General features: G+C 70.9%; 23 protein-coding genes and 1 pseudogene. 7 read left to right on the forward strand and 17 right to left on the reverse strand.

Going from position 1 to position 22,382, the window contains the following annotated elements; translation table 11 throughout:
• The first annotated feature begins 68 nt into the window (after positions 1-68).
• Together IM697_RS26665 and IM697_RS26670 are read left to right on the forward strand one after the other, a co-directional pair.
• Positions 69-1,235 (forward strand): serine hydrolase domain-containing protein, encoded by a 1,167-nt coding sequence (locus IM697_RS26665; protein WP_194038644.1) that lies wholly within the window; start codon positions 69-71, stop codon positions 1,233-1,235.
• 129 nt (positions 1,236-1,364) lie between these two features.
• Positions 1,365-2,108, forward strand: coding sequence for a GntR family transcriptional regulator (locus tag IM697_RS26670; RefSeq protein ID WP_194038645.1), 744 nt, complete (start codon positions 1,365-1,367; stop codon positions 2,106-2,108).
• Here IM697_RS26670 and IM697_RS26675 read toward each other — a convergent pair.
• On the reverse strand, positions 2,078-2,857 hold the full coding sequence (locus tag IM697_RS26675; protein WP_194038646.1) for a class I SAM-dependent methyltransferase: 780 nt from the start codon (positions 2,855-2,857) through the stop codon (positions 2,078-2,080). The genes IM697_RS26670 and IM697_RS26675 overlap by 31 nt on opposite strands.
• Before the next feature lie 5 nt (positions 2,858-2,862).
• Positions 2,863-3,420: a PadR family transcriptional regulator gene (locus tag IM697_RS26680; protein WP_194038647.1), complete on the reverse strand. Its 558-nt coding sequence runs from the start codon at positions 3,418-3,420 to the stop codon at positions 2,863-2,865.
• Between the two features lie 70 nt (positions 3,421-3,490).
• Here IM697_RS26680 and IM697_RS26685 point away from each other — a divergent pair, with 70 nt between their 5' ends.
• From IM697_RS26685 to IM697_RS44990, 3 genes and pseudogenes are all read left to right on the forward strand, one after another.
• Positions 3,491-3,889 carry a nuclear transport factor 2 family protein gene (locus IM697_RS26685; protein ID WP_194038648.1) on the forward strand — a complete coding sequence of 133 codons (399 nt, stop codon included), beginning with the start codon at positions 3,491-3,493 and terminating at the stop codon, positions 3,887-3,889.
• Between the two features lie 347 nt (positions 3,890-4,236).
• The gene (gene rho, locus IM697_RS26690) at positions 4,237-5,373 is read left to right on the forward strand and encodes a transcription termination factor Rho (RefSeq protein WP_194038649.1); all 1,137 of its coding nucleotides are present in this window, start codon (positions 4,237-4,239) and stop codon (positions 5,371-5,373) included.
• A 91-nt stretch (positions 5,374-5,464) separates the two neighbouring features.
• A pseudogene (locus IM697_RS44990) lies at positions 5,465-6,352 on the forward strand (D-alanyl-D-alanine carboxypeptidase family protein); the annotation flags it as partial.
• Between the two features lie 35 nt (positions 6,353-6,387).
• On the opposite strand, the gene IM697_RS26695 reads toward IM697_RS44990, so the two are convergent.
• The 11 genes from IM697_RS26695 to crcB (IM697_RS26745) all read right to left on the reverse strand — a co-directional run bounded on the left by IM697_RS26695 (position 6,388) and on the right by crcB (IM697_RS26745) (position 17,282).
• A complete protein-coding gene (locus IM697_RS26695; protein ID WP_194038650.1) occupies positions 6,388-7,737 on the reverse strand; it encodes a glycosyltransferase 87 family protein in 1,350 nt (449 codons plus the stop codon).
• Positions 7,734-9,128 (reverse strand): polyprenol phosphomannose-dependent alpha 1,6 mannosyltransferase MptB, encoded by a 1,395-nt coding sequence (mptB, locus tag IM697_RS26700; protein WP_194038651.1) that lies wholly within the window; start codon positions 9,126-9,128, stop codon positions 7,734-7,736. Before mptB ends, IM697_RS26695 begins: the two co-directional genes overlap by 4 nt.
• 160 nt (positions 9,129-9,288) lie before the next feature.
• Positions 9,289-10,230 carry a glutaminase gene (locus tag IM697_RS26705; RefSeq protein WP_194038652.1) on the reverse strand — a complete coding sequence of 314 codons (942 nt, stop codon included), beginning with the start codon at positions 10,228-10,230 and terminating at the stop codon, positions 9,289-9,291.
• A 49-nt stretch (positions 10,231-10,279) separates the two neighbouring features.
• Positions 10,280-11,689: an aspartate ammonia-lyase gene (gene aspA, locus IM697_RS26710; RefSeq protein ID WP_194038653.1), complete on the reverse strand. Its 1,410-nt coding sequence runs from the start codon at positions 11,687-11,689 to the stop codon at positions 10,280-10,282.
• Between the two features lie 117 nt (positions 11,690-11,806).
• Complete coding sequence (locus IM697_RS26715; protein ID WP_194049879.1) at positions 11,807-12,823, reverse strand: asparaginase; 1,017 nt, start codon at positions 12,821-12,823, stop codon at positions 11,807-11,809.
• Positions 12,824-12,873: 50 nt separating this feature from the next.
• The gene (locus tag IM697_RS26720; RefSeq protein ID WP_194038654.1) at positions 12,874-14,313 is read right to left on the reverse strand and encodes an amino acid permease; all 1,440 of its coding nucleotides are present in this window, start codon (positions 14,311-14,313) and stop codon (positions 12,874-12,876) included.
• Positions 14,310-14,984: a FadR/GntR family transcriptional regulator gene (locus tag IM697_RS26725; RefSeq protein WP_194049880.1), complete on the reverse strand. Its 675-nt coding sequence runs from the start codon at positions 14,982-14,984 to the stop codon at positions 14,310-14,312. Before IM697_RS26725 ends, IM697_RS26720 begins: the two co-directional genes overlap by 4 nt.
• 157 nt (positions 14,985-15,141) lie before the next feature.
• The gene (locus IM697_RS26730) at positions 15,142-15,978 is read right to left on the reverse strand and encodes an undecaprenyl-diphosphate phosphatase (RefSeq protein ID WP_194038655.1); all 837 of its coding nucleotides are present in this window, start codon (positions 15,976-15,978) and stop codon (positions 15,142-15,144) included.
• A gap of 94 nt (positions 15,979-16,072) precedes the next feature.
• Positions 16,073-16,447, reverse strand: a complete 375-nt coding sequence (crcB, locus tag IM697_RS26735; RefSeq protein WP_194038656.1) for a fluoride efflux transporter CrcB — start codon at positions 16,445-16,447, stop codon at positions 16,073-16,075.
• Positions 16,444-16,824 carry a DUF190 domain-containing protein gene (locus IM697_RS26740; RefSeq protein WP_194038657.1) on the reverse strand — a complete coding sequence of 127 codons (381 nt, stop codon included), beginning with the start codon at positions 16,822-16,824 and terminating at the stop codon, positions 16,444-16,446. Before IM697_RS26740 ends, crcB (IM697_RS26735) begins: the two co-directional genes overlap by 4 nt.
• Positions 16,821-17,282 (reverse strand): fluoride efflux transporter CrcB, encoded by a 462-nt coding sequence (gene crcB, locus IM697_RS26745; RefSeq protein WP_194038658.1) that lies wholly within the window; start codon positions 17,280-17,282, stop codon positions 16,821-16,823. The genes IM697_RS26740 and crcB (IM697_RS26745) overlap by 4 nt, the downstream gene beginning before the upstream one ends.
• Positions 17,283-17,551: 269 nt before the next feature.
• Here crcB (IM697_RS26745) and IM697_RS26750 point away from each other — a divergent pair, with 269 nt between their 5' ends.
• On the forward strand, positions 17,552-18,022 hold the full coding sequence (locus IM697_RS26750; protein WP_194038659.1) for an SRPBCC family protein: 471 nt from the start codon (positions 17,552-17,554) through the stop codon (positions 18,020-18,022).
• 191 nt (positions 18,023-18,213) lie between these two features.
• Here the strand turns inward: IM697_RS26750 and IM697_RS26755 are convergent, their stop codons facing one another.
• Positions 18,214-18,981, reverse strand: coding sequence for a transposase (locus IM697_RS26755; RefSeq protein ID WP_194038660.1), 768 nt, complete (start codon positions 18,979-18,981; stop codon positions 18,214-18,216).
• 88 nt (positions 18,982-19,069) lie between these two features.
• On the opposite strand from IM697_RS26755, the gene IM697_RS26760 reads away from it, so the two are divergent.
• Positions 19,070-19,840, forward strand: coding sequence for a transposase family protein (locus tag IM697_RS26760; protein ID WP_194038123.1), 771 nt, complete (start codon positions 19,070-19,072; stop codon positions 19,838-19,840).
• A 57-nt stretch (positions 19,841-19,897) separates the two neighbouring features.
• Here IM697_RS26760 and IM697_RS26765 read toward each other — a convergent pair whose 3' ends face one another.
• The 3 genes from IM697_RS26765 to IM697_RS26775 form a co-directional block, all read right to left on the reverse strand.
• The gene (locus IM697_RS26765) at positions 19,898-20,068 is read right to left on the reverse strand and encodes a hypothetical protein (protein WP_194038661.1); all 171 of its coding nucleotides are present in this window, start codon (positions 20,066-20,068) and stop codon (positions 19,898-19,900) included.
• Between the two features lie 215 nt (positions 20,069-20,283).
• Positions 20,284-20,571 carry a helix-turn-helix domain-containing protein gene (locus IM697_RS26770; RefSeq protein WP_194038662.1) on the reverse strand — a complete coding sequence of 96 codons (288 nt, stop codon included), beginning with the start codon at positions 20,569-20,571 and terminating at the stop codon, positions 20,284-20,286.
• A 221-nt stretch (positions 20,572-20,792) separates the two neighbouring features.
• Positions 20,793-22,352 (reverse strand): glycoside hydrolase family 53 protein, encoded by a 1,560-nt coding sequence (locus IM697_RS26775; protein ID WP_194038663.1) that lies wholly within the window; start codon positions 22,350-22,352, stop codon positions 20,793-20,795.
• Positions 22,353-22,382 lie beyond the last annotated feature (30 nt).

A 22,382-nucleotide genomic window follows, 5' to 3' on the forward strand; every position in this document is an offset into this window, starting at 1 on the left:
GGTACGTTCAGGAGGCCCGGGTCGCGGGGACGCGCCCGGGGTTTCCGGCGGACGGCGAGGGGCGGGCCATGGCAGAGCACGGGGCGCAGGTGCACGGGCGGTGCGATCCGCGGTTCGAGGCGGTGCGGACGGCGTTCGAGGCGAACTTCCGTGAGCGCGGGGAGCTGGGCGCCGCGGTCGCCGTCACGGTGGACGGCAGGACGGTGGTGGACCTGTGGGGCGGCTGGGCCGACTCGGCGCACAGCCGCCCCTGGGAGCGCGACACGCTGGTCAACGTGTGGTCGACGACCAAGGGCCCGACGGCGCTGTGCGCGCACATTCTCGCCGATCGGGGGCTGCTCGACTTCGACGCCCCGGTGGCCACGTACTGGCCGGAGTTCGCGGCGGCGGGCAAGGAACAGATCCTCGTACGGCATCTGCTGTCGCACCGCGCCGGCCTGTCCGGGCTGCGGGAGCCGCACACGCTGCGGCAGCTCTGCGACTGGGAGTTGACGACCCAGCGGCTGGCGGCGATGGAGCCCTGGTGGACGCCGGGAACCCGGTCCGGGTATCACGCGCTCACCTACGGCTTCCTGGTCGGTGAGGTCGTGCGCCGGGTGTCGGGGCTGCTGCCGGGGGCGTTCCTGGAGCGGGAGGTGACCGGGCCGCTCGGGATCGACTTCACGATCGGGTTGCCGGAGAAGGACGCCGGGCGGGCGGCGGAGCTGGTGCGGCCGCCGGTCGCGCGCGGCAGTGAGCAGGCCGCGGTCTTCAGTCAGCTGGCGCCCGCCGCCCTGGCCGCGCTGACCAACCCCGCGGTGGGGCCGGACGAGGCCAACTCGCCGCAGTGGCGGGCCGCCGAGGTCCCCGCCGCCAACGGGCACGGCACCGCGCGGGCGGTGGCCGCGCTGTACGGGATCTTCGCGGGGCGCGGCTCCTACGGCGGCCGCCGCGTCCTGTCCCCCGAGGCGGCCGAGCGGGTGCGCGAGGGGCAGGGCGGTTGCCGCGATCTGGTGCTCGGGGCCGGGTTCGAGGACGACACCGAGGTCGCCCTGGGCCTGTGGCTGAGCGGGTCGAACGGCTCGTACGGGCCCAACCCGCGGGCTTTCGGACACGACGGCTTCGGCGGCTCCTGCGGGCTGGCGGACCCGGAGGCCGGGGTGTCGGTGGGCTATGCGATGAACCGGATGGGGCCTCATATAGCCGACGACCCGCGGAAGATGGCGTTGATCGACGCCCTGTACGGCGCCCTGTGACGACCGGTTCGCGCGAGCCGTTTCGGCCGAAGTGCCGGGCCGCCCTTCCCTGGTGGTTTAGACCACTGCTTAGATCTGGTGACGCAAGGAGCCCGCACGGCTACGACACGTCACCACAGGAGGCGCGGCATGGCCCGCACCATCCCGCACGACCGTTCGCTCACGCAGGTGCAGCCGCTGTACTGGAGGATCGCCGCCGAGTTGCTCGGCGAGCTGCGTGACGGGACCGTCCCGCCCGGTGAACGACTGCCGGGAGAACGGCAGTTGGCGGAGCACTTCGGGGTCAGCAGGGAGACCGTACGGCAGGCGCTGGAGGTGCTGCGGCGCAGCGGCGCGGTCGCCACCGACCGGCGGGGCAGCCATGCCACGCTGCCCGGTCTGGCGGTCGAGACGGCGACCTCGCCGACGTTCCCGGTCGGGGCCCGGAGCGCGGGCCCGGGCGCCGCGGACCGGGCCACGGTCGCCTGGGAGACGCCCCCGCCGGAGCACGCCGAGGCACTGGGCCTGGCCCCCCACCGACGGACCCTGGTGCACCGCTACGAGTCCACGGACGCCGACGGGGCCGGCCGGCGCACGGCCGTGACGTCCTTCTCCGCGGTGGCGCTCGCCGAGGTCGCGGAACTGGCCCGCTATCGCGACCGCACCGACGCCACCGGTTCGGCCCAACTGCGCCGCGCCTACGACTGGATGCGCAAGGCGGGCCTCACGCTCCACCATCGGGACGCCATCACCCGCCTCCCCGGAGCGTCCACGGTGCGAGTCACCCGCCGGGTCCACGACCAGCACGCCCGCCCCCTGGAGGTCACGGACCTCGTGGTGGACGCCCAGCAGGACGCCCTGGTCTACGAGTTCACGCTGCCCGCGGCGGGCTGAGCGCGCACGGGCCCCGGCCGTCGCGCCACGACCATCCGCACCCGCGGGCTGCCGTCGCGCCGTCGCCCGAACTCGGGCAGGGCCTGCAGCTCCACCTCGAACCCGGCACGGGCCAGCTCGGCGCGCACCTCTGCGAGCCGGAAGGCCCGGTAGTACATGACGAACGGAGGCCGCCACACGGCGTTGCGCACCCGCATGACCGCGTCGAAGCCCAGCAGCATCCAGTAGGCGAGGTCCGTCGGACGCGGCGGGGCCACGATCGGGAAGGCGAAGCGGCCGCCGGGCCGCAGGACGGAGTGGACCTGCGCGAACAGCCCCGGCACCTCACGGGGCAGGAAGTGCCCGAACGCCCCGAAGCTCACCACGAGATCGAAGGCGGGCGCGAAGGGCAGGGCACGGGCGTCCGCGCGGACCCAGCCGACGCGCGGACGTCCGCGGTCCCGCGCCCCGGCCCGCGACCGCCGCCGCGCGACATCGAGCATGCCGGCGCTGAAGTCCACGCCGATGACGCTGCGCCGGCACACCTCGGCCAGCACGTCCACGCCCGCGCCCGTCCCGCAGCACAGGTCGAGCCCGTCGTCGTACGGGCCGGTCCGCGCGAGCGCCGAGGTGACGGCGTCGAGCACCGAGTCGGGCGTACGGAACGGGGTGTGGTCGAACTTCGGGGCGAGCAGGTCGTATCCGCGCTGGACGGACGACAGGGCCTGGACGGCGAGTTCGCGCAGGGAGGGGCCTTCGGGGCTGAACATCCGCGTCACCCCTGAGCGACGCGCTGCTTCAGGACGGCGAGGACGCGCTCGCACCAGCGCAGGTTCCCCTCCTCGAAGGAGATCCCGGCGAGCAGCGTCAGATACGGCCCGACACGGTCGGACTCGCGCAGGTAGGCGTCCTCGGTCCGGCCGTCGAGCAGACGCTCTCGGACACGTTCGTAGCGGCCGAGCTTGCCGCGCGCCCATGTCATGCGCTCCTCGATCATGGCGCGCGCGGCCTCGGGGTCGTCCACGGCCTGGAGCTTGATCAGCAGCTCGTCACGGATGGCGGTGGGCCGACGGGGCGGCTCGGCGGCGAAGGCGCGCAGGTCTTCGCGCCCGGCCTCGGTGAGCGTGAACATCCGCTTGTTGGGCCGCCGTTCCTGCTGTACGAACCGGGCCTCGACGAGGCCGTCCCGCGCGAGGCGCTCCAGCTCCCGGTAGAGCTGCTGCGGGGTCGCGGGCCAGAAGTTGGCGAACGAGATGTCGAAGACCTTGGACAGCTCGTAGCCCGAGGCCTCGCCCTCCAGAAGGGCGGCGAGGACGGCGTACTTGAGGGACATGTGGACACGTTAACAGTGGGTGACTATTGTCATCGACACCTACTCAACTAATTGACTATGAGGTGATCCGATGCGCGCGTTCCGTGAGGCGGTCGAGGCGGGCGACACCGAGGCCGTCGAGGCCCTGCTGGCGGACGACGTCGTCTTCACCAGCCCGGCCGTGTTCAAGCCGTACGCCGGAAAGGCGATCACCGCGGCGATCCTGCGCGGGGTCGTGCGGGTCTTCGAGGACTTCCGCTATGTGCGGGAGATCAACGACCCGGGCGGCCGCGATCACGCGCTGGTCTTCACCGCGCGGGTGGGCGACCGGGAGCTCACCGGCTGCGACTTCCTGCGGGTGAACGAGGACGGACTGATCGACGACTTCATGGTCATGGTCCGGCCGCTGTCGGGCGCGCAGGCCCTGGCCGAGGCGATGGGGGCGCAGTTCGACCGGATCGCGAAGGAGGCGGAGGCCCGCTCGGCGTAAGGCTTGGCGGGGACTTTCCCCGCGAGTGCATGCATGGCGCAGGAAGGGAATAGGAGAGGCCGCGGACACGTTGTGCGGATCAGAAGTGCTCGCCAGGCACTGATCCGGCGTGGTACGTTCGCCCTGGCACTTGTGCACGCCCCCGTTGTGGGCGCCGGTGCCAGTTCTCTCCCAGTTCGCCGGTCGACGTACCGGCTTCTCATCACCACCTCGTGATCAGCGGATCCGCCGTACCCGAGGTGCTGTTTCCGCCGCCCGAAGGCGTTCTGTCCGCCTTCCCTCTGTCCGCGGCTCGCCCCTTCCTTCCGCATGTCCCATGCCTTCCGTCCGTGAAAGGACCCGCCACCATGACCAGCACACTCGAACACCCCACAGTCCAGCAGCAGCCCCCGGTCCGCGCCGTCACCGGTGTCCTCGACATCGACGCGAACGGAAAGGGGCACCTGCGCGCTCAGAACCTGCTGCCCTCGCCCGCCGACCTCCAGGTCTCCCCCGCACTGATCCGCAAGTACGGCCTGCGCAAGGGCGACCTCGTCGACGGCGTGCGCGGCACCCAGCGCGCCCTCACCGAAGTCGCCCGCGTGGGCGGCCGCACCCCGGACAGCAGCCGTCGCCGCTTCGGCGAGCTGACGCCGCTTCACCCGCGTGAGCGCATCCGGCTCGAACACCCGGCGTCCGGTCTCACCGGCCGGGTCGCCGACCTGATCGCCCCTGTCGGCAAGGGCCAGCGCGGCCTGATCGTGGCACCGCCCAAGACCGGCAAGACGGTCCTCCTGACGCAGATCGCGGCCGCCGTCGCCGGCAACCATCCCGAGTGCCGGCTGATGGTGGTGCTCCTCGACGAACGCCCGGAGGAAGTCACCGACATGCGGCGCTCGGTGCGCGGCGAGGTGTACGCCTCGACCTTCGACCGGGCGCCCAAGCAGCACATCGCGCTGGCCGAGCTCGTCATCGAACGGGCCAAGCGGCTCGTCGAGGCGGGCGAGGACGTCGTCATCCTGCTGGACTCCCTGACCCGGCTGTGCCGGGCGCACAACAACGCGGCCGCCTCCGGTGGCCGCACCCTCAGCGGCGGCGTTGACGCGGCCGCGCTGCACGGGCCGAAGCGGTTCTTCGGTGCCGCGCGCCTCGCCGAGGAGGGCGGTTCGCTCACCATCCTCGCCACGGCCCTGGTGGAGACCGGCTCCCGGGCCGACGACTTCTACTTCGAGGAGCTCAAGAGCACCGGCAACATGGAGCTGCGGCTGAGCCGGGACCTCGCCTCCCGCCGCGTCTTCCCCGCCGTCGACATCAACCCGTCCGGCACCCGCCGCGAGGAACTCCTCCTGCCCCAAGCCGAGTTGACCGCCGTACGCGGACTGCGCCGGGCCCTGCAGACCCGGGACGGCCAGACCACCCTGGAAACCCTTCTGGAGCGGATGCGGGAGACACCCGACAACGCCACGTTCCTCCGGCGGATCCAGCCGACGCTGCCCGGCGAGTGACACGCCACGGGCATCGCCCGTCCGGGTGCAGGCGCGCCCCGAACGGCCCGGGCAGCGCGGCACGAGGCCGGTCCGTTCCTACGTTGGCGATATGAAGATCGGATTTACTTCCCGGGCCCTTGTGTCCGTCTGTGCGCTCTGCGCGACGGGACTACTGGCGCTCGCGCCCACCGCCGCGGTCGCCCGCACCGGGCACGACCCCGAACCGCCCGGCGAACCCCGGGCAGCGGCGGCCCCACGGCCCTCGCTGCTGTACCGGTCCGGCATCCATGTGCGGCCGCATGCCGGGGCGCCCCGGGTACCGCGGGTCTCCGCCCTGTCGTGGCTGGTGGCGGACGCGGACACCGGCGAGATCCTCGCCGCGTACGACGCGCACCGCAAGCTGCCGCCCGCCAGCACCCTCAAGACGCTGTTCGCCCTCACCCTGCTGCCGACCCTGCCCGCCGGCGTGCCGCACACCGTGCGCGAGCAGGAGCTGGCCGGGATCGGGGCCGGGAGCAGTCTGGTCGGGGTCGCCGAGGGACGTACGTACCGCATCGCCGATCTGTGGCGCGGGGTGTTCCTCAGCTCGGGCAACGACGCCGTGCGGGTGCTGGCCGCGCTGAACGGCGGCTGGCGCTCCACGGCCGAGCGGATGCAGGCCAAGGCGCGTTCGCTGGGCGCCCTCGACACACGGGTGCTGTCACCGGACGGCTACGACACGCCCGGCCAGGTGTCGTCGGCGTACGACCTGGCGGTGTTCGGCCGGGCGGGGCTGCGCAACGCGGAGTTCGCGCGGTACTGCGGCACGGCCGAGGCGAAGTTCCCGGGCGGGGGCGGCTGGGAGTACCCGATCCACAACACCAACCGGCTGCTGACCGGGGCGGGCGGCGTGACCCCGTATCCAGGGCTGATCGGCATCAAGAACGGCTACACCAGCAAGGCGGGCAACACGCTCGTCGCCGCTGCCCGCCGGGGCGGTCGCACCCTCGTGGTGACGGTGCTCAACCCCCGGTCGGGCGGCGGCTTCGCGGTCTACGAGGAGGCCGCCGAGCTGCTCGACTGGGGGTTCGGCGCCGCCGGCCGGGTCGATCCGGTGGGCTCGCTCGACGGCCTGCGGGCCAAGCCGAGGCCGGGTCCGGCGACGGTTCCCGTGGCGGCGGTGGGGTCCGAGGGCGAGGCCGGCTGGGCGGAGGCCTGCGCTGTCGCGGGCGCCGCCGGGGTCGGGGCCGGTGCCGTGTCGCTCGTGACGCGCGGCAAGGTCGAGCGGCCGGAGCCCGGCTGACCGACCGGCAGCCACAGCAGCAGGCCCAGTGTGATCCAGGCGTAGGTGTTGCTGCCGAGGAAGCCGTCGGCACCGGAGGCGTCGTCGAACCACAGCCACACCACGCTGGTGCACAGCACCGCGTACAGGGCGGCGGCGACGCGGCGATGTCCGTCGCGGACCAGGACGGCGAAGGACGGCAGCAGCCACACCAGATGGTGGACCCACGTGATCGGGCTGACCAGGCAGGCGGTCAGCCCGGTCAGGGCGAACGCCGCCGTCCAGTCCCCCGCCGCGGCCGCCCGTCGCGTGCGCGCCGCCCAGACGCCGAGGACCAGCAGCACCACGACCGCCCACACCGCGCGGCTCGACACGTCGAGGCGAGCGAGGATGCCTTGCAGCGACTGGTTGGAGACGTAGTCGAGGCGGCCCACCCGGGTGGTGTCCCACATCGCGTGCGTCCAGTAGAAGCGGGACGCGTCGGGCGCGACCCAGGTTGCCAGCGCCGTCGCCGCGGCGGCCACGGCCGTCGCCACCGCGGCGGCGCGCCAGCGCCGGGCCACCAGGAGCAGGCCGATGAACGCGGCCGGCGTCAGTTTGATCGCGGCCGCGAGGCCGATGCCCACACCCGCCCAGCGCTCCCGGCCGGTCGCCAGCAACCAGCAGTCCAGCAGCACCAGGGCCAGCAGCAGGATGTTCACCTGGCCGAAGCTGAAGGTGTCCCGCAGCGGTTCGAACAGGGCCAGCCCGCACAGGGCGAGCGCACCGCCGTACCAGCCGTGCCGCCGCCAGGCCCGCCCGGCCAGCACGCGCAGCGCGAAGGCCAGCGCCGCCAGGTTGAGCAGCAGCGCGAGCGCGATGGCGACGTGCAGGTCCACCAGCGCCATGGGCAGCATGACGACGGCGGCGAACGGCGGGTAGGTGAAGCCGTACGTCGTGCCCGGCACCCGGTAGTCGTAGATACGGCCGCCGTGGTGGATCCAGCTGTCGACGGTGCCGTAGTAGACGCGCAGGTCGAACCAGTCCCGCAGCAGCGGCACGGTGGCGGTGAAGACGGTCACGGCGGCGGCGAGGACGAGCACCAGCGCCAGCCGGCCGCGGTCGGTGTGCGGCGGCCTCATGCGGTGCGCTCCAACACCGGGGCCTGCGCCGCGAGGTGCGCCTGCCACAGGACGACGACGGCGAGCACGCCGCCGGAGACCGCCAGCACCAGCTGGCCGGCGTCGGCGGAGCCACCGCTGGGCAGCACGGCGAGCGCGAGCACTCCGGTCAGGGCCGCCACCCGGTGCCGTACCGAGGTGCTGGGCGCCGCGGCGGCGATGAGGAACAGGCCCCACAGCGCGTACCAGGGTCGGATCGCCGGTCCGAAGGCGGCCACCGCGGCCAGGCTCAGGCCGAGCGCGTACACGGGGCGGGGACGCCAGCGCCACCATATGAGGGCCACAAGGACCGCCGTGAGCACCAGTCCGAGGGTGTGCCACACCGGGACGGCCAGCGGCGCCAGATCGCTGCCGGCCCGCTCCAGCAGCGAGGCGGTGGCACGGCCGAGCAGGCTGGTGAGCGCCCAGTTCTGCGGGGAGACCGGTGTGTCCAGGGCTCCGATCCAGCCGTATCCGGTGCCCGTCACGGCGGTGACGGCGACCGTGGTGGCGGCGGAGGCCGCGGCCGTGGTCAGAACCGCCTTCGCCGGGTGGTGGCCGGCCCGCATCCGGAGCAGTACGACGGCGACGAGGCCCAGTGCGGCGGGCGCCTTGACCAGCGCGGCCAGCGTGACGAGTACGGCCCCCAGGACGGGCCACCGGCCGAGCGCGGCGACCAGTCCGGCGCCGAGCAGGCCGAGCATGATGGCGTCGTTGTGGGCGCCGGCGACCAGGTGCAGCAGCACGAGCGGGTTCAGGGCGCCCAGCCACAGCGCGGCGGACGGGTCGGCTCCGCTGTGCCGGGCCAGTCGGGGCAGCGCGGCCGCCATCAGGGCCACTCCGAGGAGCGCTATCAGCCGCATGCCGAGGAGTCCGGCGGGCAGTTCGCCGCGGGTCGCGCCGGACAGCGCGGAGGCGACGCCGAGGAACACCGGGCCGTAGGGGGCGGCCGTGTGCCGCCACAGCGGGGCGACCTCGTCCGCGAGCGGACCGCCGAGGTGGGAGGGGCCGTACGCGTAGACGTCGATGTGGGCGTCGACCATGGCGCCCTGGGCCAGGTAGCTGTACACGTCCCGGCTGAACAGCGGCGGCGCGATCAGCAGCGGGGTGGCCCAGACGGCCAGCACCAGCAGCAGGGCGCGCGGGGTCGGCGGGTCGGCGCTGCGCACCAGGCGGCCGAGCAGCAGCCACGCCGCGATCAGCACAACGACGCCGAAGTAGACGCCGACCAGGCCGAGGGCGGCGTGCACCGAGCTCGGGGCCAGGAGCTCCCGGACCGGCAGCGCACCGGCCGTCTCACCGCCGAGGGCGAGAACGGCGGTGCCGGCCAGACCGAGTATCTGGCAGCGGCGGAGATCGACGGGGAAAGCCATGGCCAACACTCACTCAGCGTGGCAACGCCGAGTGGCCAATAGTTGACGGGGTTCCCTCTGAGGGGAGGCCGTGGTGTGTCCGGCGCGTGATCGTCTGCGGGTCCGGTGGGGGCTTGTCGCGCAGTTCCCCGCGCCCCTTAAGGGCGCCTCAGTACCCCCTCTAGAACACTGACAGGCCCGTCAGTGTCGTGAATCTGTCCAGGGCCGCCACTCCTGTCACCGAGTTGCCACGCTCGTCCAGGCCCGGACTCCACACACAGAGCGTGCAACGCCCCGGTACCACCGCGATGATGCCGCCGCCCACGCCGCTCTTGCCCGGGAGTCCCACCCGATACGCGAAGTCGCCTGCCGCGTCATACGTCCCGCAGGTCAGCATGACCGCGTTGATCTGTTTGGCCTCGCTGCGGGTGAGCAGGCGGGTGCCGTCGGCGCGGACGCCGTGGCGGGCGAGGAAAGAGGTCGCCAGGGCCAGGTCGGCGCAGGATGCCTTGATGGAGCACTGGCGGAAGTACTGGTCGAGCAGGGCCGGCACGGGGTTGTCGATGTTGCCGTAGGACGCCATGAAATGGGCGAGTGCGGCGTTGCGGTCGCCGTGCGCCGTCTCGGAGGCGGCGACGTCCTTGTCGAAGTCCAGCGTCGGGTTGCCGCTCTCGGCGCGCAGGAAGGAGAGGAGTTCGCCGGCCGCGTCTCCGGTACGGGTCTGAAGGCGGTCGGTGACGACGAGCGCGCCCGCGTTGATGAACGGGTTGCGTGGGATGCCGCTCTCGTACTCGAGCTGGATCAGGGAGTTGAAGGGGTTGCCGGACGGCTCGCGGCCCACGTGCTCCCAGAGTTCGTCACCCTCGCGGGCCAGGCCGAGCGCGAGGGTGAAGACCTTGGTGATGGACTGCGTGGAGAACGGCTCGCGCCAGTCCCCCACGCCGTACACCGTGCCGTCGAGTTCCGCGACGGCCATGCCGAAGGCCCGTGGGTCGCAGGCCGCGAGCGCGGGGATGTAGTCGGCGGGCCGGCCGCGGCCGGGGGTCCGCTCGATCTCCTCCGCGATGCGCTCCAGGATCGGCTGGAAGGTCAGGGACGACGTCGACGCTGCCATGATCACCATTGTGCCTCCCCGTCGGTCCCGGTGCGCATCGGCGGATTCGGGTCACGGGTCAGGCCAGGGCCTGGCCGCTGCCCGCGACGACCTCCGGGCGCAGCAGGTCGGCGAGGGTCTCGGCGGGCAACAGGCCCTTCTCCAGGACGAGTTCGGCGACCCCCCGGCCGCTGGCGAGGGCCTCCTTGGCGATGTCGGTGGCGGCCGTGTACCCGATGTGCGGGTTCAGGGCGGTGACCAGGCCAATGGAGTTCTCCACCGTCCTGCGCAGCGCCTCGGTGTTGGCGGTGATGCCGGCCACGCACCGCTCGGCGAGGGTCACGCAGGCGTTGCGCAGATGCGTGATGCTCTCCGACAGCGAGTGCAGGATGATCGGCTCGAAGGCGTTGAGCTGGAGCTGGCCGGCCTCGGCGGCCATGGTGATGGCGACGTCGTTGCCGATCACCTCGAAGGCGACCTGGTTGACGACCTCGGGGATCACCGGATTGACCTTGCCGGGCATGATCGACGAACCGGCCTGCACCGGCGGCAGGTTGATCTCGTTGAGGCCGGCCCGGGGACCGGAGGAGAGCAGGCGCAGGTCGTTGCAGCTCTTGGACAGCTTGACGGCGATGCGCTTGAGGACGCCCGACATCTGGACGAAGGCGCCGCAGTCCTGGGTGGCCTCGACCAGGTTGGCGGCGGTGACCAGCGGCAGCCCGGTGATCTCGGCGAGGTGGCGGCGCGCGGACTCGGCGTATCCGGCGTGGGCGTTGAGGCCGGTGCCGATGGCCGTGGCGCCCAGGTTGATCTCATGGATCAACTCGACGGCCTCGGCAAGACGGGACCGGTCCTCGTCAATCATGACGGCATACGCGGAGAACTCCTGCCCGAGCGTCATCGGCACCGCGTCCTGCAACTGTGTACGGCCCATCTTGAGCACGTCGCGGAACTCGACGGCCTTGCGGGCGAAGGCGTCCTGCAGTACGGACATCGCCTTGAGCAACCCGCGCACCGCGAACACCGTCGCGATCTTGACGGCGGTCGGGTAGACGTCGTTGGTCGACTGACCGAGGTTGACGTCCTCGTTCGGGTGCAGGTACTCGTACTGCCCCTTCTCATGGCCGAGCAGCTCCAACGCCCGGTTCGCCACGACCTCGTTGGCGTTCATGTTCGTCGAGGTGCCGGCACCGCCCTGGATGACGTCGACGACGAACTCCTCGTGCAGCTTGCCGGAGCGGATCTCCCGGCAGGCGGCGACGATCGCGGCGGCCTTCTCCGGCTCCAGCAGCCCGAGCTCCTCGTTGGCGAGGGCAGCGGCCTCCTTGACGGCGGCGAGGGCGTCGATCAGGTGCGGGTAGGCGGAGATGGGAGTGCCGGTGATGGCGAAGTTCTCGGTGGCGCGCAGGGTGTGGACACCCCAGTAGGCGTCGGCGGGGACATCGCGGTCGCCGAGCAGGTCGTGTTCGCTGCGGATGACGGCGTTCATGAGGAAACGGTTCTTCTTTCTACGAGGGTGAGGGTGAGCGCCCCTTCAGGGGCGCGGGGAACTGCGCGACCAGCCAAATCCGGCCCGCAGCCGCCGTACAGGAAATCCGGCACATCCTTAGGCGCAGGCCGAAACAACCACCGGCTCCAGCGAACGAACGGGCCGCACACACCCGACCTCCCGCCCGCCACCCAGAAGCGCCTCACCCTGGAACTCGGCGAGCAGCCCCGGATCGACCCCGGCCCACGCAAGCGCCGCCGCAGCGACAGGCACCCGCGCCCGATTCGCCCCGTCGGCGATCTTCACGGCAACGGCCCGCCCGTCCGGCAGCGCGGCGACCTGAACGCCCTCGAAGCCGTCCTTCACCAACAGCCCCGGCACGGCCCGCATCAACGCGGCCACATCCCGCCCGGACCCGGAGGCCATCTCCGCATGCTCACGCATCGCATCGGCGACACGCGCCTCCGGCGTCCCCGGCGCGGCGGTGGTGATACGGGCCGCCGCGCGCGCGAGGCCATGCAGCGACACGGAGAACAGCGGCGCACCGCACCCGTCGACGGTCACCCGAGCGATCCGCTGACCGGTGAGGTCCTCCACGATCTCGGCGATCGCCTGCTGAAGGGGGTGCCCAGGCTCGAGGTAGTCCTCAAGAGACCAGCCATTGAGCCGGCAGGCGTACAGCATCGCCGCGTGCTTGCCGGAGCAGTTCTGGGCGAGCCGGGAGGGCATGCGGCCCTCCCGCACCCAGGCGTCGCGCACGACCGGGTCGAACGGCATGTCCGGGACGTTGCGCAGGTGGTCCTCGGTGAGCCCGGCGAGCTCCAGGATCCGCCGCGTCCCGGCGAGGTGGCGTTCCTCGCCGGAGTGGCTGGCAGCCGCGAGGGACAGCAGATCACCGTCCAGCGGGAGCCCGACGCGCGCCATGGCGACGGCCTGGACGGGCTTGAGCGCCGAGCGCGGGTAGAAGGAGGCCTCGATGTCGCCGAGCTGGAACCGGACGTCGCCGTCGTCGCCGAGGACGACGACGGAGCCGTAGTGGATGCCTTCGATCATTCCGCCGCGTACGAGGTGGGCGACGGGGGCGTGGAGGGGCTCGCGGACAAGGGGTGCGTCCGCTGTGGAACTGCTGTACATCACTGCCTGGTTGTCGTGGGTCGATGAGGGGTCGTCGACCGGCGCGCGGGTCACGCGTCGGCCTTGCTTGCGGTGCGCCCGACTCGGCCGCGGATGCCGTACCAGCCCGCGACGAGCGCTGCGACGATCAGCGGCAGGCACAGCACGGTGGTGCGGCCGGCGCCTCCGTCGGCGTACATGAGGACCAGGACGGTGGCGAGGAAGGCCAGCGTCACGAGTTCGGTCCAGGGGGAGCCCGGCAGCCGGTAGCCGGGGCGGGTGAGTTCGCCCTTCTCGGTCTTCTGCCAGAAGAGCAGGTGACAGACCATGATCATGCCCCAGGTGGCGAGGATGCCGATCGCCGCGAAGTTCAGCACGATCTCGAACGCCTCGGCGGGGACGACGAAGTTGAGCCCGACGCCCAGGACACAGATACCGCTGGTCAGCAGGATGCCGCCGTACGGCACCTGGCTGCGGCTCATCACCGAGGTGAACTTCGGGGCGGAACCGGACATCGCCATGGAGCGCAGGATGCGGCCGGTGGAGTACAGGCCGGAGTTGAGCGAGGACATCGCCGCGGTGAGGACGACCAGGTTCATGACGCCGCCGGCCTCCGCGACGCCGATGTTGGACAGGACGGTGACGAAGGGGCTCTCGCCCGCCTTGTACGAGGACCAGGGCAGCAGCATCGACAGCAGCACGACCGAGCCGACGTAGAACAGGCCGACGCGCCACATGATCGAGTTGATCGCCTTCGGCATGATCTTCTCGGGGTTCTCGGTCTCACCGGCGGCGACGCCGACCAGTTCGACGGAGGCGTAGGCGAAGACGACGCCCTGGATGATCAGCAGCATCGGGAGCAGGCCGCTGGGGAAGAGGCCGCCGTTGTCGCTGATCAGGGACGGGCCGGGGGTGTGTCCGTCCACGGGCTGCTGGGTGACCAGCAGGAAGATGCCGATCAGCATGAAGACGACGAGCGCGCCGACCTTGACGATCGCGAACCAGAACTCCAGTTCGCCGAAGATCTTCACCGAGATCAGGTTCACGGTCAGGACGACCGCGAGGGCTATGAGTGCGATCACCCACTGCGGGATGTCGGAGAACATGCCCCAGTAGTGGGTGTAGGTGGCCACCGCGGTGATGTCGGCGATGCCGGTGGTGGCCCAGTTCAGGAAGTACATCCAGCCCGCCGTGTACGCGCCCTTCTCCCCCATGAACTCCCGGGCGTACGACACGAAGGCGCCGGAGGAGGGCCGGTACAGGACGAGTTCGCCGAGGGCGCGGACGACCAGGAAGGCGAAGAGTCCGCAGACCGCGTAGGCGATGAACAGGGACGGTCCCGCGTCGGCGAGCCGGCCGCCGGCGCCGAGGAACAGGCCGGTGCCGATGGCTCCGCCGATGGCGATCATGTTGACGTGCCGGGCCTTCAGCGACTTGCTGTAGCCGTGGTCTCCGACGTCTATGTGACCGGACGAGGGGCGCGTCTCTTCTTTGAGGTGCTGCTCGCTCAAGCCTCGGGTCCGCCTTCCGGGGTGTCCGTGCGCGGCGGGCGCACGATGTCGGTGAGGGTCGTCTCGACGCGGTCGAGGTGGTGCGCCATGGCGTCCGTCGCGTCGAGTTCGGAACCGTCGATCAGCGCCTCCACGATCGCCCGGTGCTCCCGGTTGGACTGCTCGCGGCGGCCGCCCAACTCGTTGAGGAAGGCCGACTGACGCGCCAGTGCGTCGCGGATCTCCTCGATGACCCGGCGGAAGACCGGGTTCTGGGCGGCCTCGGCCACGGCCAGGTGGAACAGGGTGTCCATCGCGACCCACGCGGTGGTGTCCGTCTCCCGCTCCATGCGGTCGAGCAGATGGGCCAGGTGGTCGAGGTTCTCCGGGGTGCGGCGCACCGCCGCGTATCCGGCGACCGGGATCTCGACGTGCCGGCGCACCTCCAGCAGGTCGCTCGCCGAGTAGTCACCGAAGGTGGGGTCCTCGACGGCGCTGGCGACCACGAAGGTGCCCTTGCCGGTCTTGGAGACGGTCAGGCCCATGGTCTGCAGGGCCCGCAGGGCCTCGCGCAGCACGGGGCGGCTGATCTCCAGGGTGCGGCACAGCTCCGCCTCGGAGGGGAGCTTGTCGCCGACGGCGTACTCGCCGCGCTCGATGGCGTCGCGCAGATACGCCAGCACCGCTTCCATGGCGCTGACACGTCGCGGCGGCTGTCCGGCTGTCCGGCTGTCTGACAGGTTCACGGTACAGATACTCCGGGTGAGCCGTGGGTGGTGTCAAGGGAGGCGAAGGGAGAGATTCACCGGGCGTGACGCTCGAAGGCCGGCGGCACGCCCGGGACGATGCTCAGCTGTTGACCACTCCGGCGCCCAGCAGCCCGAACAGCAGCACACCGACGACGATCCGGTAGATCACGAAGGCGTTGAAGGAGTGCTTGGCGACGAACTTCAGCAGCCAGGCGATGGAGGCGTAGGCGACGACGAAGGAGACGGCGGTGCCGACGGCCAGGGGCAGGGCGCCCGTGCCGGTGCCGAGGGCGTCCTTCAGTTCGTAGACGCCGGCGCCGGTCAGGGCCGGGATGCCGAGGAAGAACGACAGCCGGGTGGCGGCGACGCGGTCCAGGTCGAGCATCAGCGCCGTGGACATGGTGGCGCCGGAGCGGGAGAAGCCCGGGAAGAGCAGGGCGAGGATCTGGGAGCCGCCGACGAGCATCGCGTCCTTGAAGGAGGTGTCGTCCTCCCCTCGCTTGTGCCGTCCCATCCGGTCCGCCGCCCACATCACCCCGCTGCCGACGATCAGCGAGCCCGCGACCACCCAGAGGGAGGCGAGCGGCCCCTCGATGAGCGGTTTGGCGGCCAGGCCCACGGCGACGATCGGGATCGTCGCGCAGATCACCCACCAGGCGAACTTGTAGTCGTGGTGGTACCGCTCCTCCTTGTCCCGCAGCCCGCGCAGCCACGCGGAGACGATCCGCACGATGTCCTTGAAGAAGTACACGAGTACGGCGGCGATCGCGCCGACCTGGATGACGGCCGAGAACCCCACGACCGCGTCGTCGTCGACGGGGATGCCCATCAGTCCTTCGGCGATCTTCAGATGGCCGGTGGAGGAGACGGGCAGGAACTCGGTCACACCCTCGACGGCTCCGAGGACGACGGCCTGACCGACGCTGATGGCGCTCATGGGATCCAGTTCCGGGGGTTGGCGGGACAGCGGGTGCGCACTGTCCTACCAGGTGCGGGTGTGGTCCCTGGGCCATCGACGCCGCCGTGGCGTCTTACGCCCACACCGCCTGGGCGACCGACACGCCCAGGAAGGCCGCGCCGAGGCCCACGGTCACGCTGACCACGACGTTGGCGACGGCGTAGCGCCCGGCTCCCGTCTCGGTCAGCCTCAGGGTCTCGTACGAGAAGGTCGAGTACGTGCTCAGGGCGCCGCACAGGCCGGTGCCGAGCAGCAGCTGGGCGTGGGTGCTCGCGGCGCCGGCCGCGACCGCGCCGGTGAGCAGGCCGAGGATCAGACAGCCGCAGACGTTGACGACGAAGGTGCCCCAGGGGAACACCGAGTCGTGCCGGGACTGCACCGCGCGGTCGGTGAGATAGCGCAGGGGCGCGCCGACGACGGCACCCGCGATCACCAGGAGCCAGTTCACGACGACTTCTTACCTCTCCGGTCCGGGTCGCGCGGAGTGTCGTCGCGGCCGATGTACCGGATGACCTCGCAGTCGTCGAGGATGACGAGTCCTTCGGTGACGAGTTCGTCGAGCTGCGGCAGGAAGGCCCGTACGCGTTCCTCGGTGTCGACGATCACGATCGCGACCGGCAGGTCCTCGCTCAGGGACAGCAGCCGTGTGGTGTGGATCAGGGAGGAGGCGCCGAAGCCCTCGATGCCGCGGAAGACGCTGGCGCCCGCGAGGCCTGCCGTGTGGGCGCGGTGCACGATCTCCGAATAGAGGGGCTTGTGGTGCCGGGTGTCGTGCTCGCCGACGAACACGGTCAGTCGCAGGGCCCTGCCGGTCAGCCTGGTCATGGCTGCCTCCACTTCAGGACGCGGCGGGTGGCCGCCGCCGCGAGCCAGACGGCCGTGAGTGCCGCGATCACGGTCGCGGCGAGGTAGGCCAGCCCCGTGCGCGGGTGGCCGCCGTCCACCAGCTTCTGGATGTCGACGGCGTATGTCGAGAAGGTGGTGAAGCCGCCGAGGACTCCGGTGCCGAAGAACGGGCGGACCAGGCGGTGGGCGGCCCACACGTCGGTGATGACCACCATGAAGACGCCGATCACGGCGCACCCGACGACGTTGGTCCACAGGGTCGCCCAGGGGAAGCCGCCCGGCTGGGCCGGCCACCACAGGGAGAGCGCGTAGCGGGCCGTGGCGCCGGCGGCGCCGCCGACCGCGACCACCGCGACGATCGGCGCCTGGCTCCGCCAGGCCGGCTGGCGCGGGGGGCGGGCGGGGGCGCGGAGGCTCTCGGTGTCCGGGGCTGTCATGGTCGTACGTCTCCTACTCGCCTGGGCCCGGGCATACGGGCCTCGCGACTGCAAGTAGGGACCGTTGGCGGCACCACTGCCGCGGTTCGGGTACGGCGGGCCCCACCGCCGCGCCGCGAGGGTGATCGCGGCCGGTCAACAGGGTAACCCTCGCGTCGGCCGGGCGTCCCGCCTGCCCCGCTGCGGATGCCCGGGGTGCGGCGCGCGGCTACTGTCGAAGAGCCCGCTGAGCAGCCGAGGCTTCGTCCGCCGGAAGGAGCGTGGTCGGCTTGGCCCGCAACCGCCGTCTGATCCTGAGTTCGCCGTCCGAGGTCTGGGCCCTGCTGTCCGACGGCCATCGCTACGGGGAGTGGGTCACGGGAACCCAGCAGGTCCTCGCCGTGGACCCGGAATGGCCGGATGTGGGCGCCCGGCTGCGGGTCCGGGTCGGTGTCGGGCCCCTGACCCTCGACGACGGCGTCGTCGTCCGCATCTGCGAACCGCGGCGGCGCCTGGAGCTGGAGGCGCAGGCGGATCCCTTCGGGGCGGCCCGCATCGCCATGAGGCTGATCCCCTGGGGCGAGCACACCCTCTTCGTCATCGACTGGCATCCGCTGCGCGGGCCCGGCACCCGGATGCACGGGCTGCCGGTCGACTACGTCGTCGCGATCCGCAACGGCATGATGCTGACGAAGCTGGCCCGGATCGCGGTGCGCGAGCACCGCGAGTTCAGCCCGGAGTCGATACCCCGCGCGGGCTAGTGCCGAATGTGGCGGCGGATCATGCTGCCCTGCGGAACGAGTACGCTGCCGACGAACGTCTGCGCGCGGTCGTCACCCGCGCGAACGTGGCCTGAGCCGGCTCAGCACCCGGTGGTTCATGGCAGGCTCCCGGGACAGGCCTTGCCCCGAGGGGGCTGATCACCTAGAGGTTGTCCCGTATGAGGCGTGAGTTATCCGGTGAGGGCCAGGCTGTGGAGCCGGGCGATGCCCAGCATGGCCTGATGAACACCGTTGCCCTTGAGCCGGCAGTCCCGCAGGATCTTCCAGTTCTTCAACCGCGCCAGGGCGTGTTCCACCCGGGCTCGCGCCCTGCGGTGGACGGCATTCTCCGCTTCCTGGTGTGGGCTGAGGCGTGTCTGACCTCGTCGTTTGCGGTGCGGGATGAGCAGGCCGGTGCCTTGGTACCCGCCGTCGGCGATGGTCGGTGCGCCGCGGCAGGCCCGGTCGACGCCGGACTCGGTGAATGCCCGGCAGTCGTTGCGGCTGCCGGGCAGCGGAAGGCCGATCGCCACGACCAGACGGCTGTTGGCGTCGATAACGACCTGCAGGTTCGTCGAGTAGCGGTAGTTCTTGCTGGAGGCGGCGATGCTGCGGTCGCGGGTGGGCACGAGGGTGCCGTCGACGATGTAGACGGTGTCTTTGCGCGGCCGACGGGCCGGCGAGATGGCCAGCAGGGGCGCCAGGTGATCGAGGATGCGGTCGGCCGCAGACTTCGAGACCCCGAACAGCGGCGCCACTTGCCGCAATGTGAGGTTCGTGCGCCAGTACGTCGCCACCAGCAACACGCGGTTCTCCAGCGGCAGCCGCCAGGGACGGCCGCGCTGAACATCACCACCGCGACGCCGCACCAGAGCCACCAGCCTGGTGAACTGCGACTCGGTCAGTCCGGAGAACGGCTCAATCCACTTCGGATCATCCGCTGAGATCACCCCACCCATGCTCAGCCAACGCACCAACTGCCCCACCAGTTACGGGACAACCTCTAAAGCGTGTTGCAGAACGCTGTGATCAGGGCATTTCCCTTGCATGGGTGGGGTGTTGAGGGCTGAGCCGGTCTGGGTGGAGACGTTCACCGGTCTGCGGGCTGAGCAGTTCGGGCGGCTGCTAAGGGCGGTTCGGGAACGTGGTGGTGAGGGGTGCGGGTGGGGTCGTCCGTGGCGGCTTCCGCTGGCCGAGCGGGTGCTGCTGGTGGCTGTCTACTACCGCACGAACCTCACGATGCGGCAGCTCGCCCCGCTGTTCGGCATCTCCCCGGCGACCGTGTGCCGGGTGATCCAGCGGCTGGGGCCGCTGCTCGCGCTCGAGCCGGTACGTGCCCCGCAGGAGGCAGTCGAGCGGTTGTGGATCGTGGACGGCACCCTCATCCCGGTCCGTGACCGAGGTGTGGGTGCCTCCTCGCGTAACTACCGTTTCTCAGCAAACGTGCAGGTCATCGTGGACGCAGACACCCGGCTCGTGGTGGCCGCGGCCCGTCCGCTGCCGGGCACCACCGCGGACGCGCACGCCTGGCGGCGCTCCGGACTGGCCGAGCACTGCGAAGGCGTGACGGTGCTCGGCGACGGCGCTTATCTCAACACCGGCCTGATCGTCCCGCACCGCAAACGCCCCGGACGGCCGCTACTCAAGGGCGAAGAGGAGGACAACGCGGAGCACCGCAAGGTCCGCGCCCGTGTGGAGCATGTGATCGGACGGATGAAGAATTACAAGATCCTGCGTGACTGCCGGCAGCGCGGCGACGGCCTCCATCACGCCGTTCAGGCCGTCGCCCGCATGCACAACCTCGCCCTCACCGCGTGACCAGACGCGACAAACGCCCAGTTCAGCCTGCCTGATCACAGCGTTCTGCAACACGCTTTAGGCGGACACATATGTGAGTGCCGGATACACCTCCGGGTCGCCCTCGACACCGGCCTCACGGAGGATGGGAACGAGGATCTCGGCGAAGCGGTTGAGGGCCTCCTCGGACTCCCAGACGTCGACGACGCGGAAGGTTCTCTCGCCCTGTCCCGAGATGTGTGCGAGCACTGCTCCTGTGTGAACTCGGGGGAGATGAGAACGATCGGCATTCGGGTCCTTCCAGATCGCGGAGACGCGGCATGGGGCTGCCACGTCTGGGCCGGAATCAGGCGATGGCGACGTCCGCCTGTTCACAGCGATCCTGGGCCGCCTCGCATCATCGCGCATGACTTGCTGCTCCGCACGAGACGGAGTCACGCCCTGGGGAGGGTGCCGTACTGCGGCTACCAGCCCTTCTCGAACATCCGCGCCACCTCGGCGATCCGCATCTCGTCCCGCCGATAGTGCACGCACGGCCCGATCCGCTTGGTGCGCAGCAGGCCGATGTTCACGAGGAGAGCGAGGTGGGTCTCGGCGGCCTCGAGCGACAGGCCGAGCTTCCCGGCGACGGCGTCCGCGGTGACACCGTCCTCGACCGGGTCGGCGTGTCCCTGGTCCGGGAAGTGCGCGACCGGGTCCTTGAGCCATTCCAGAATGTCCAGCCGCCGCCGGCCGGCGGGAGTCCTCAGCATCTCGTCCCCCTCCGTCGGGCCGTGTCGTGGGGCGTTCCCCCACTGTCCCGCAGCCGGGACCGTCGTGTCCGGGACTCTTCGCGGCTTGGCCAGTACCGAACGGCCGTACGACACAAGGCGATTGTCACGATGGACGCGGGGCCCGGCCGCAGGAGCACGGCCGGGCCCTTTGGTCACGCGGTCACGCGGTCACGCGGTCACGCAGCCTCAACGGCGTGGCCTCACCGGTGGCTGAACCACGCCATCGACGAGAGCGCCTTGTCGTCGTAGCCGAACAGGGCCTGGTTCTCCCAGCCGTTGCCGGAGGAGGGGTCGGTCGGGTCCCAGCCGTTGCCCGTGACGGCGGTCCAGGTCGCCTCCCAGTAGAAGACGCCGAGGCCACGGCCGTTCGGGACGGCCTCCACGATGCTCGTGACGTCGTTCATCCACCGGCGCTGCCCGGCCGTGTTCGCCGGGTAGCCGGCGACCAGTTCACCGGTGGTGTTGATGATCTCCTCGTGCGCGTCCTCGCTGTCCAGACGGAACGGGTACGCCGTCTCGGCGACGAAGACCGGCTTGCCGTAGCGGGCGGCCGCGTCGTCCAGGGTCGTCTGGAAGTCGTGGAGCGAGCCGTGCCAGTAGCCGTAGAACGACAGGCCGATCGCGTCGAACTTCACGCCGTTCGCGACCGCGCTGTCGAACCACCAGCGGGTGCCGGACAGGTCGCCGCCCTTGGCGAGGTGCAGGGCGACCGTGGTGGACGGGTTGACCGCCTTGACCGCGTCGTAGCCGGAGTTGAGCAGACCGGCGAGCTGCGACCAGTTGCTCGTGGAGCCCTCGTTCCACAGCATGCCGCCGTTGATCTCATTGCCCACCTGGACCATGTCGGCCGTGGTGCCTTGAGCCTTCAACGCGTTCAACACGTCGTACGTGTGGTTGTACACATCGGTCTTGAGTTGACTGTACGAGTGACTGGACCAGGCGGCCGGCTTGGACTGCGCGCCCGGGTCGGCCCAGGTGTCCGAGTAGTGGAAGTCGACCAGCAGTTTCATGCCGGCCGCCTTGACGCGCTTGGCCATGGCGAGGACACGCGTCTTGTTGTTGTAGCCGTCGGCCGGGTTGACCCAGACTTTCAGGCGCGCGTAGTTCATGCCGGCGTTCCTCAGGATGGTGACCGCGTCGCCGGTGCTGCCGGAGGCGGTCCTGTAGACGCCGCCCTTGGCCTCGCTCTTGGCGAGGGAGGAGATGTCGGCGCCGTGGATCGAGGTGCCGGACGTGCCGGACGCGAAGGTCAGGTCGTCGACATTGATCCAGTTGCCCGCGTTCGCGTCACTGTTGATGCTGATCGTGCACTGGTTGCTGGTCACATTGACCGGCACGACGATACGGATCCAGCCGCTCGCCGAGACGGGGAGGTCGGTGCGCTGCTCGGCGCCGCCGCAGTTCTTCAGGGCTATGTACGCCGAGTTCTGGCCGCCGCCGGAGCGAACCCACGCGGTGAGCTTGTAGTTGCCGTTGGTCAGCCCCGACAGGTACTGGTACGTCTCCACCTTGTAAGCGGAGGACGCCCAGTGGCTCAGCCGGTGACTCCCGCTGCGGCCACCGGACTCCGAGAAGGAGGCGGCGGTCGAGCCGTATTCCGACCAGCCGGCCGGTGTGGCCGCGCCGGCGCCGTCGGACTCGAAGCCGCCGTTGGTGAGCGTGTCGGCCGCCGAGGCGGTCTGCGCCGGCAGGGCGGTGAGAGCGAGCCCCGCGGTGAGCGGCGGCAGCAGGGCTTTGAGGGTGCGTCTGGGATGGAACATCGTCGTCCGTCGTCCCTTCGACGTGGGGAT

Origin of the sequence: Streptomyces ferrugineus (assembly GCF_015160855.1) — a bacterium.
Classification (GTDB): Bacteria; Actinomycetota; Actinomycetes; order Streptomycetales; family Streptomycetaceae; genus Streptomyces; species Streptomyces ferrugineus.

What these genes read in the sequence shown, in the direction of transcription:
- IM697_RS26665 (WP_194038644.1), top strand. Translation starts at nt 69, where the DNA reads ATGGCAGAGCACGGGGCGCAGGTGCACGGGCGGTGCGATCCGCGGTTC.
- IM697_RS26670 (WP_194038645.1), top strand. Translation starts at nt 1,365, where the DNA reads ATGGCCCGCACCATCCCGCACGACCGTTCGCTCACGCAGGTGCAGCCG.
- IM697_RS26675 (WP_194038646.1), bottom strand. Translation starts at nt 2,857, where the DNA reads ATGTTCAGCCCCGAAGGCCCCTCCCTGCGCGAACTCGCCGTCCAGGCC.
- IM697_RS26680 (WP_194038647.1), bottom strand. Translation starts at nt 3,420, where the DNA reads ATGTCCCTCAAGTACGCCGTCCTCGCCGCCCTTCTGGAGGGCGAGGCC.
- IM697_RS26685 (WP_194038648.1), top strand. Translation starts at nt 3,491, where the DNA reads ATGCGCGCGTTCCGTGAGGCGGTCGAGGCGGGCGACACCGAGGCCGTC.
- rho (WP_194038649.1), top strand. Translation starts at nt 4,237, where the DNA reads ATGACCAGCACACTCGAACACCCCACAGTCCAGCAGCAGCCCCCGGTC.
- IM697_RS26695 (WP_194038650.1), bottom strand. Translation starts at nt 7,737, where the DNA reads ATGAGGCCGCCGCACACCGACCGCGGCCGGCTGGCGCTGGTGCTCGTC.
- mptB (WP_194038651.1), bottom strand. Translation starts at nt 9,128, where the DNA reads ATGGCTTTCCCCGTCGATCTCCGCCGCTGCCAGATACTCGGTCTGGCC.
- IM697_RS26705 (WP_194038652.1), bottom strand. Translation starts at nt 10,230, where the DNA reads ATGGTGATCATGGCAGCGTCGACGTCGTCCCTGACCTTCCAGCCGATC.
- aspA (WP_194038653.1), bottom strand. Translation starts at nt 11,689, where the DNA reads ATGAACGCCGTCATCCGCAGCGAACACGACCTGCTCGGCGACCGCGAT.
- IM697_RS26715 (WP_194049879.1), bottom strand. Translation starts at nt 12,823, where the DNA reads ATGTACAGCAGTTCCACAGCGGACGCACCCCTTGTCCGCGAGCCCCTC.
- IM697_RS26725 (WP_194049880.1), bottom strand. Translation starts at nt 14,984, where the DNA reads ATGGAAGCGGTGCTGGCGTATCTGCGCGACGCCATCGAGCGCGGCGAG.
- IM697_RS26730 (WP_194038655.1), bottom strand. Translation starts at nt 15,978, where the DNA reads ATGAGCGCCATCAGCGTCGGTCAGGCCGTCGTCCTCGGAGCCGTCGAG.
- IM697_RS26740 (WP_194038657.1), bottom strand. Translation starts at nt 16,824, where the DNA reads ATGACCAGGCTGACCGGCAGGGCCCTGCGACTGACCGTGTTCGTCGGC.
- crcB (WP_194038658.1), bottom strand. Translation starts at nt 17,282, where the DNA reads ATGACAGCCCCGGACACCGAGAGCCTCCGCGCCCCCGCCCGCCCCCCG.
- IM697_RS26755 (WP_194038660.1), bottom strand. Translation starts at nt 18,981, where the DNA reads ATGGGTGGGGTGATCTCAGCGGATGATCCGAAGTGGATTGAGCCGTTC.
- IM697_RS26760 (WP_194038123.1), top strand. Translation starts at nt 19,070, where the DNA reads ATGGGTGGGGTGTTGAGGGCTGAGCCGGTCTGGGTGGAGACGTTCACC.
- IM697_RS26770 (WP_194038662.1), bottom strand. Translation starts at nt 20,571, where the DNA reads ATGCTGAGGACTCCCGCCGGCCGGCGGCGGCTGGACATTCTGGAATGG.
- IM697_RS26775 (WP_194038663.1), bottom strand. Translation starts at nt 22,352, where the DNA reads ATGTTCCATCCCAGACGCACCCTCAAAGCCCTGCTGCCGCCGCTCACC.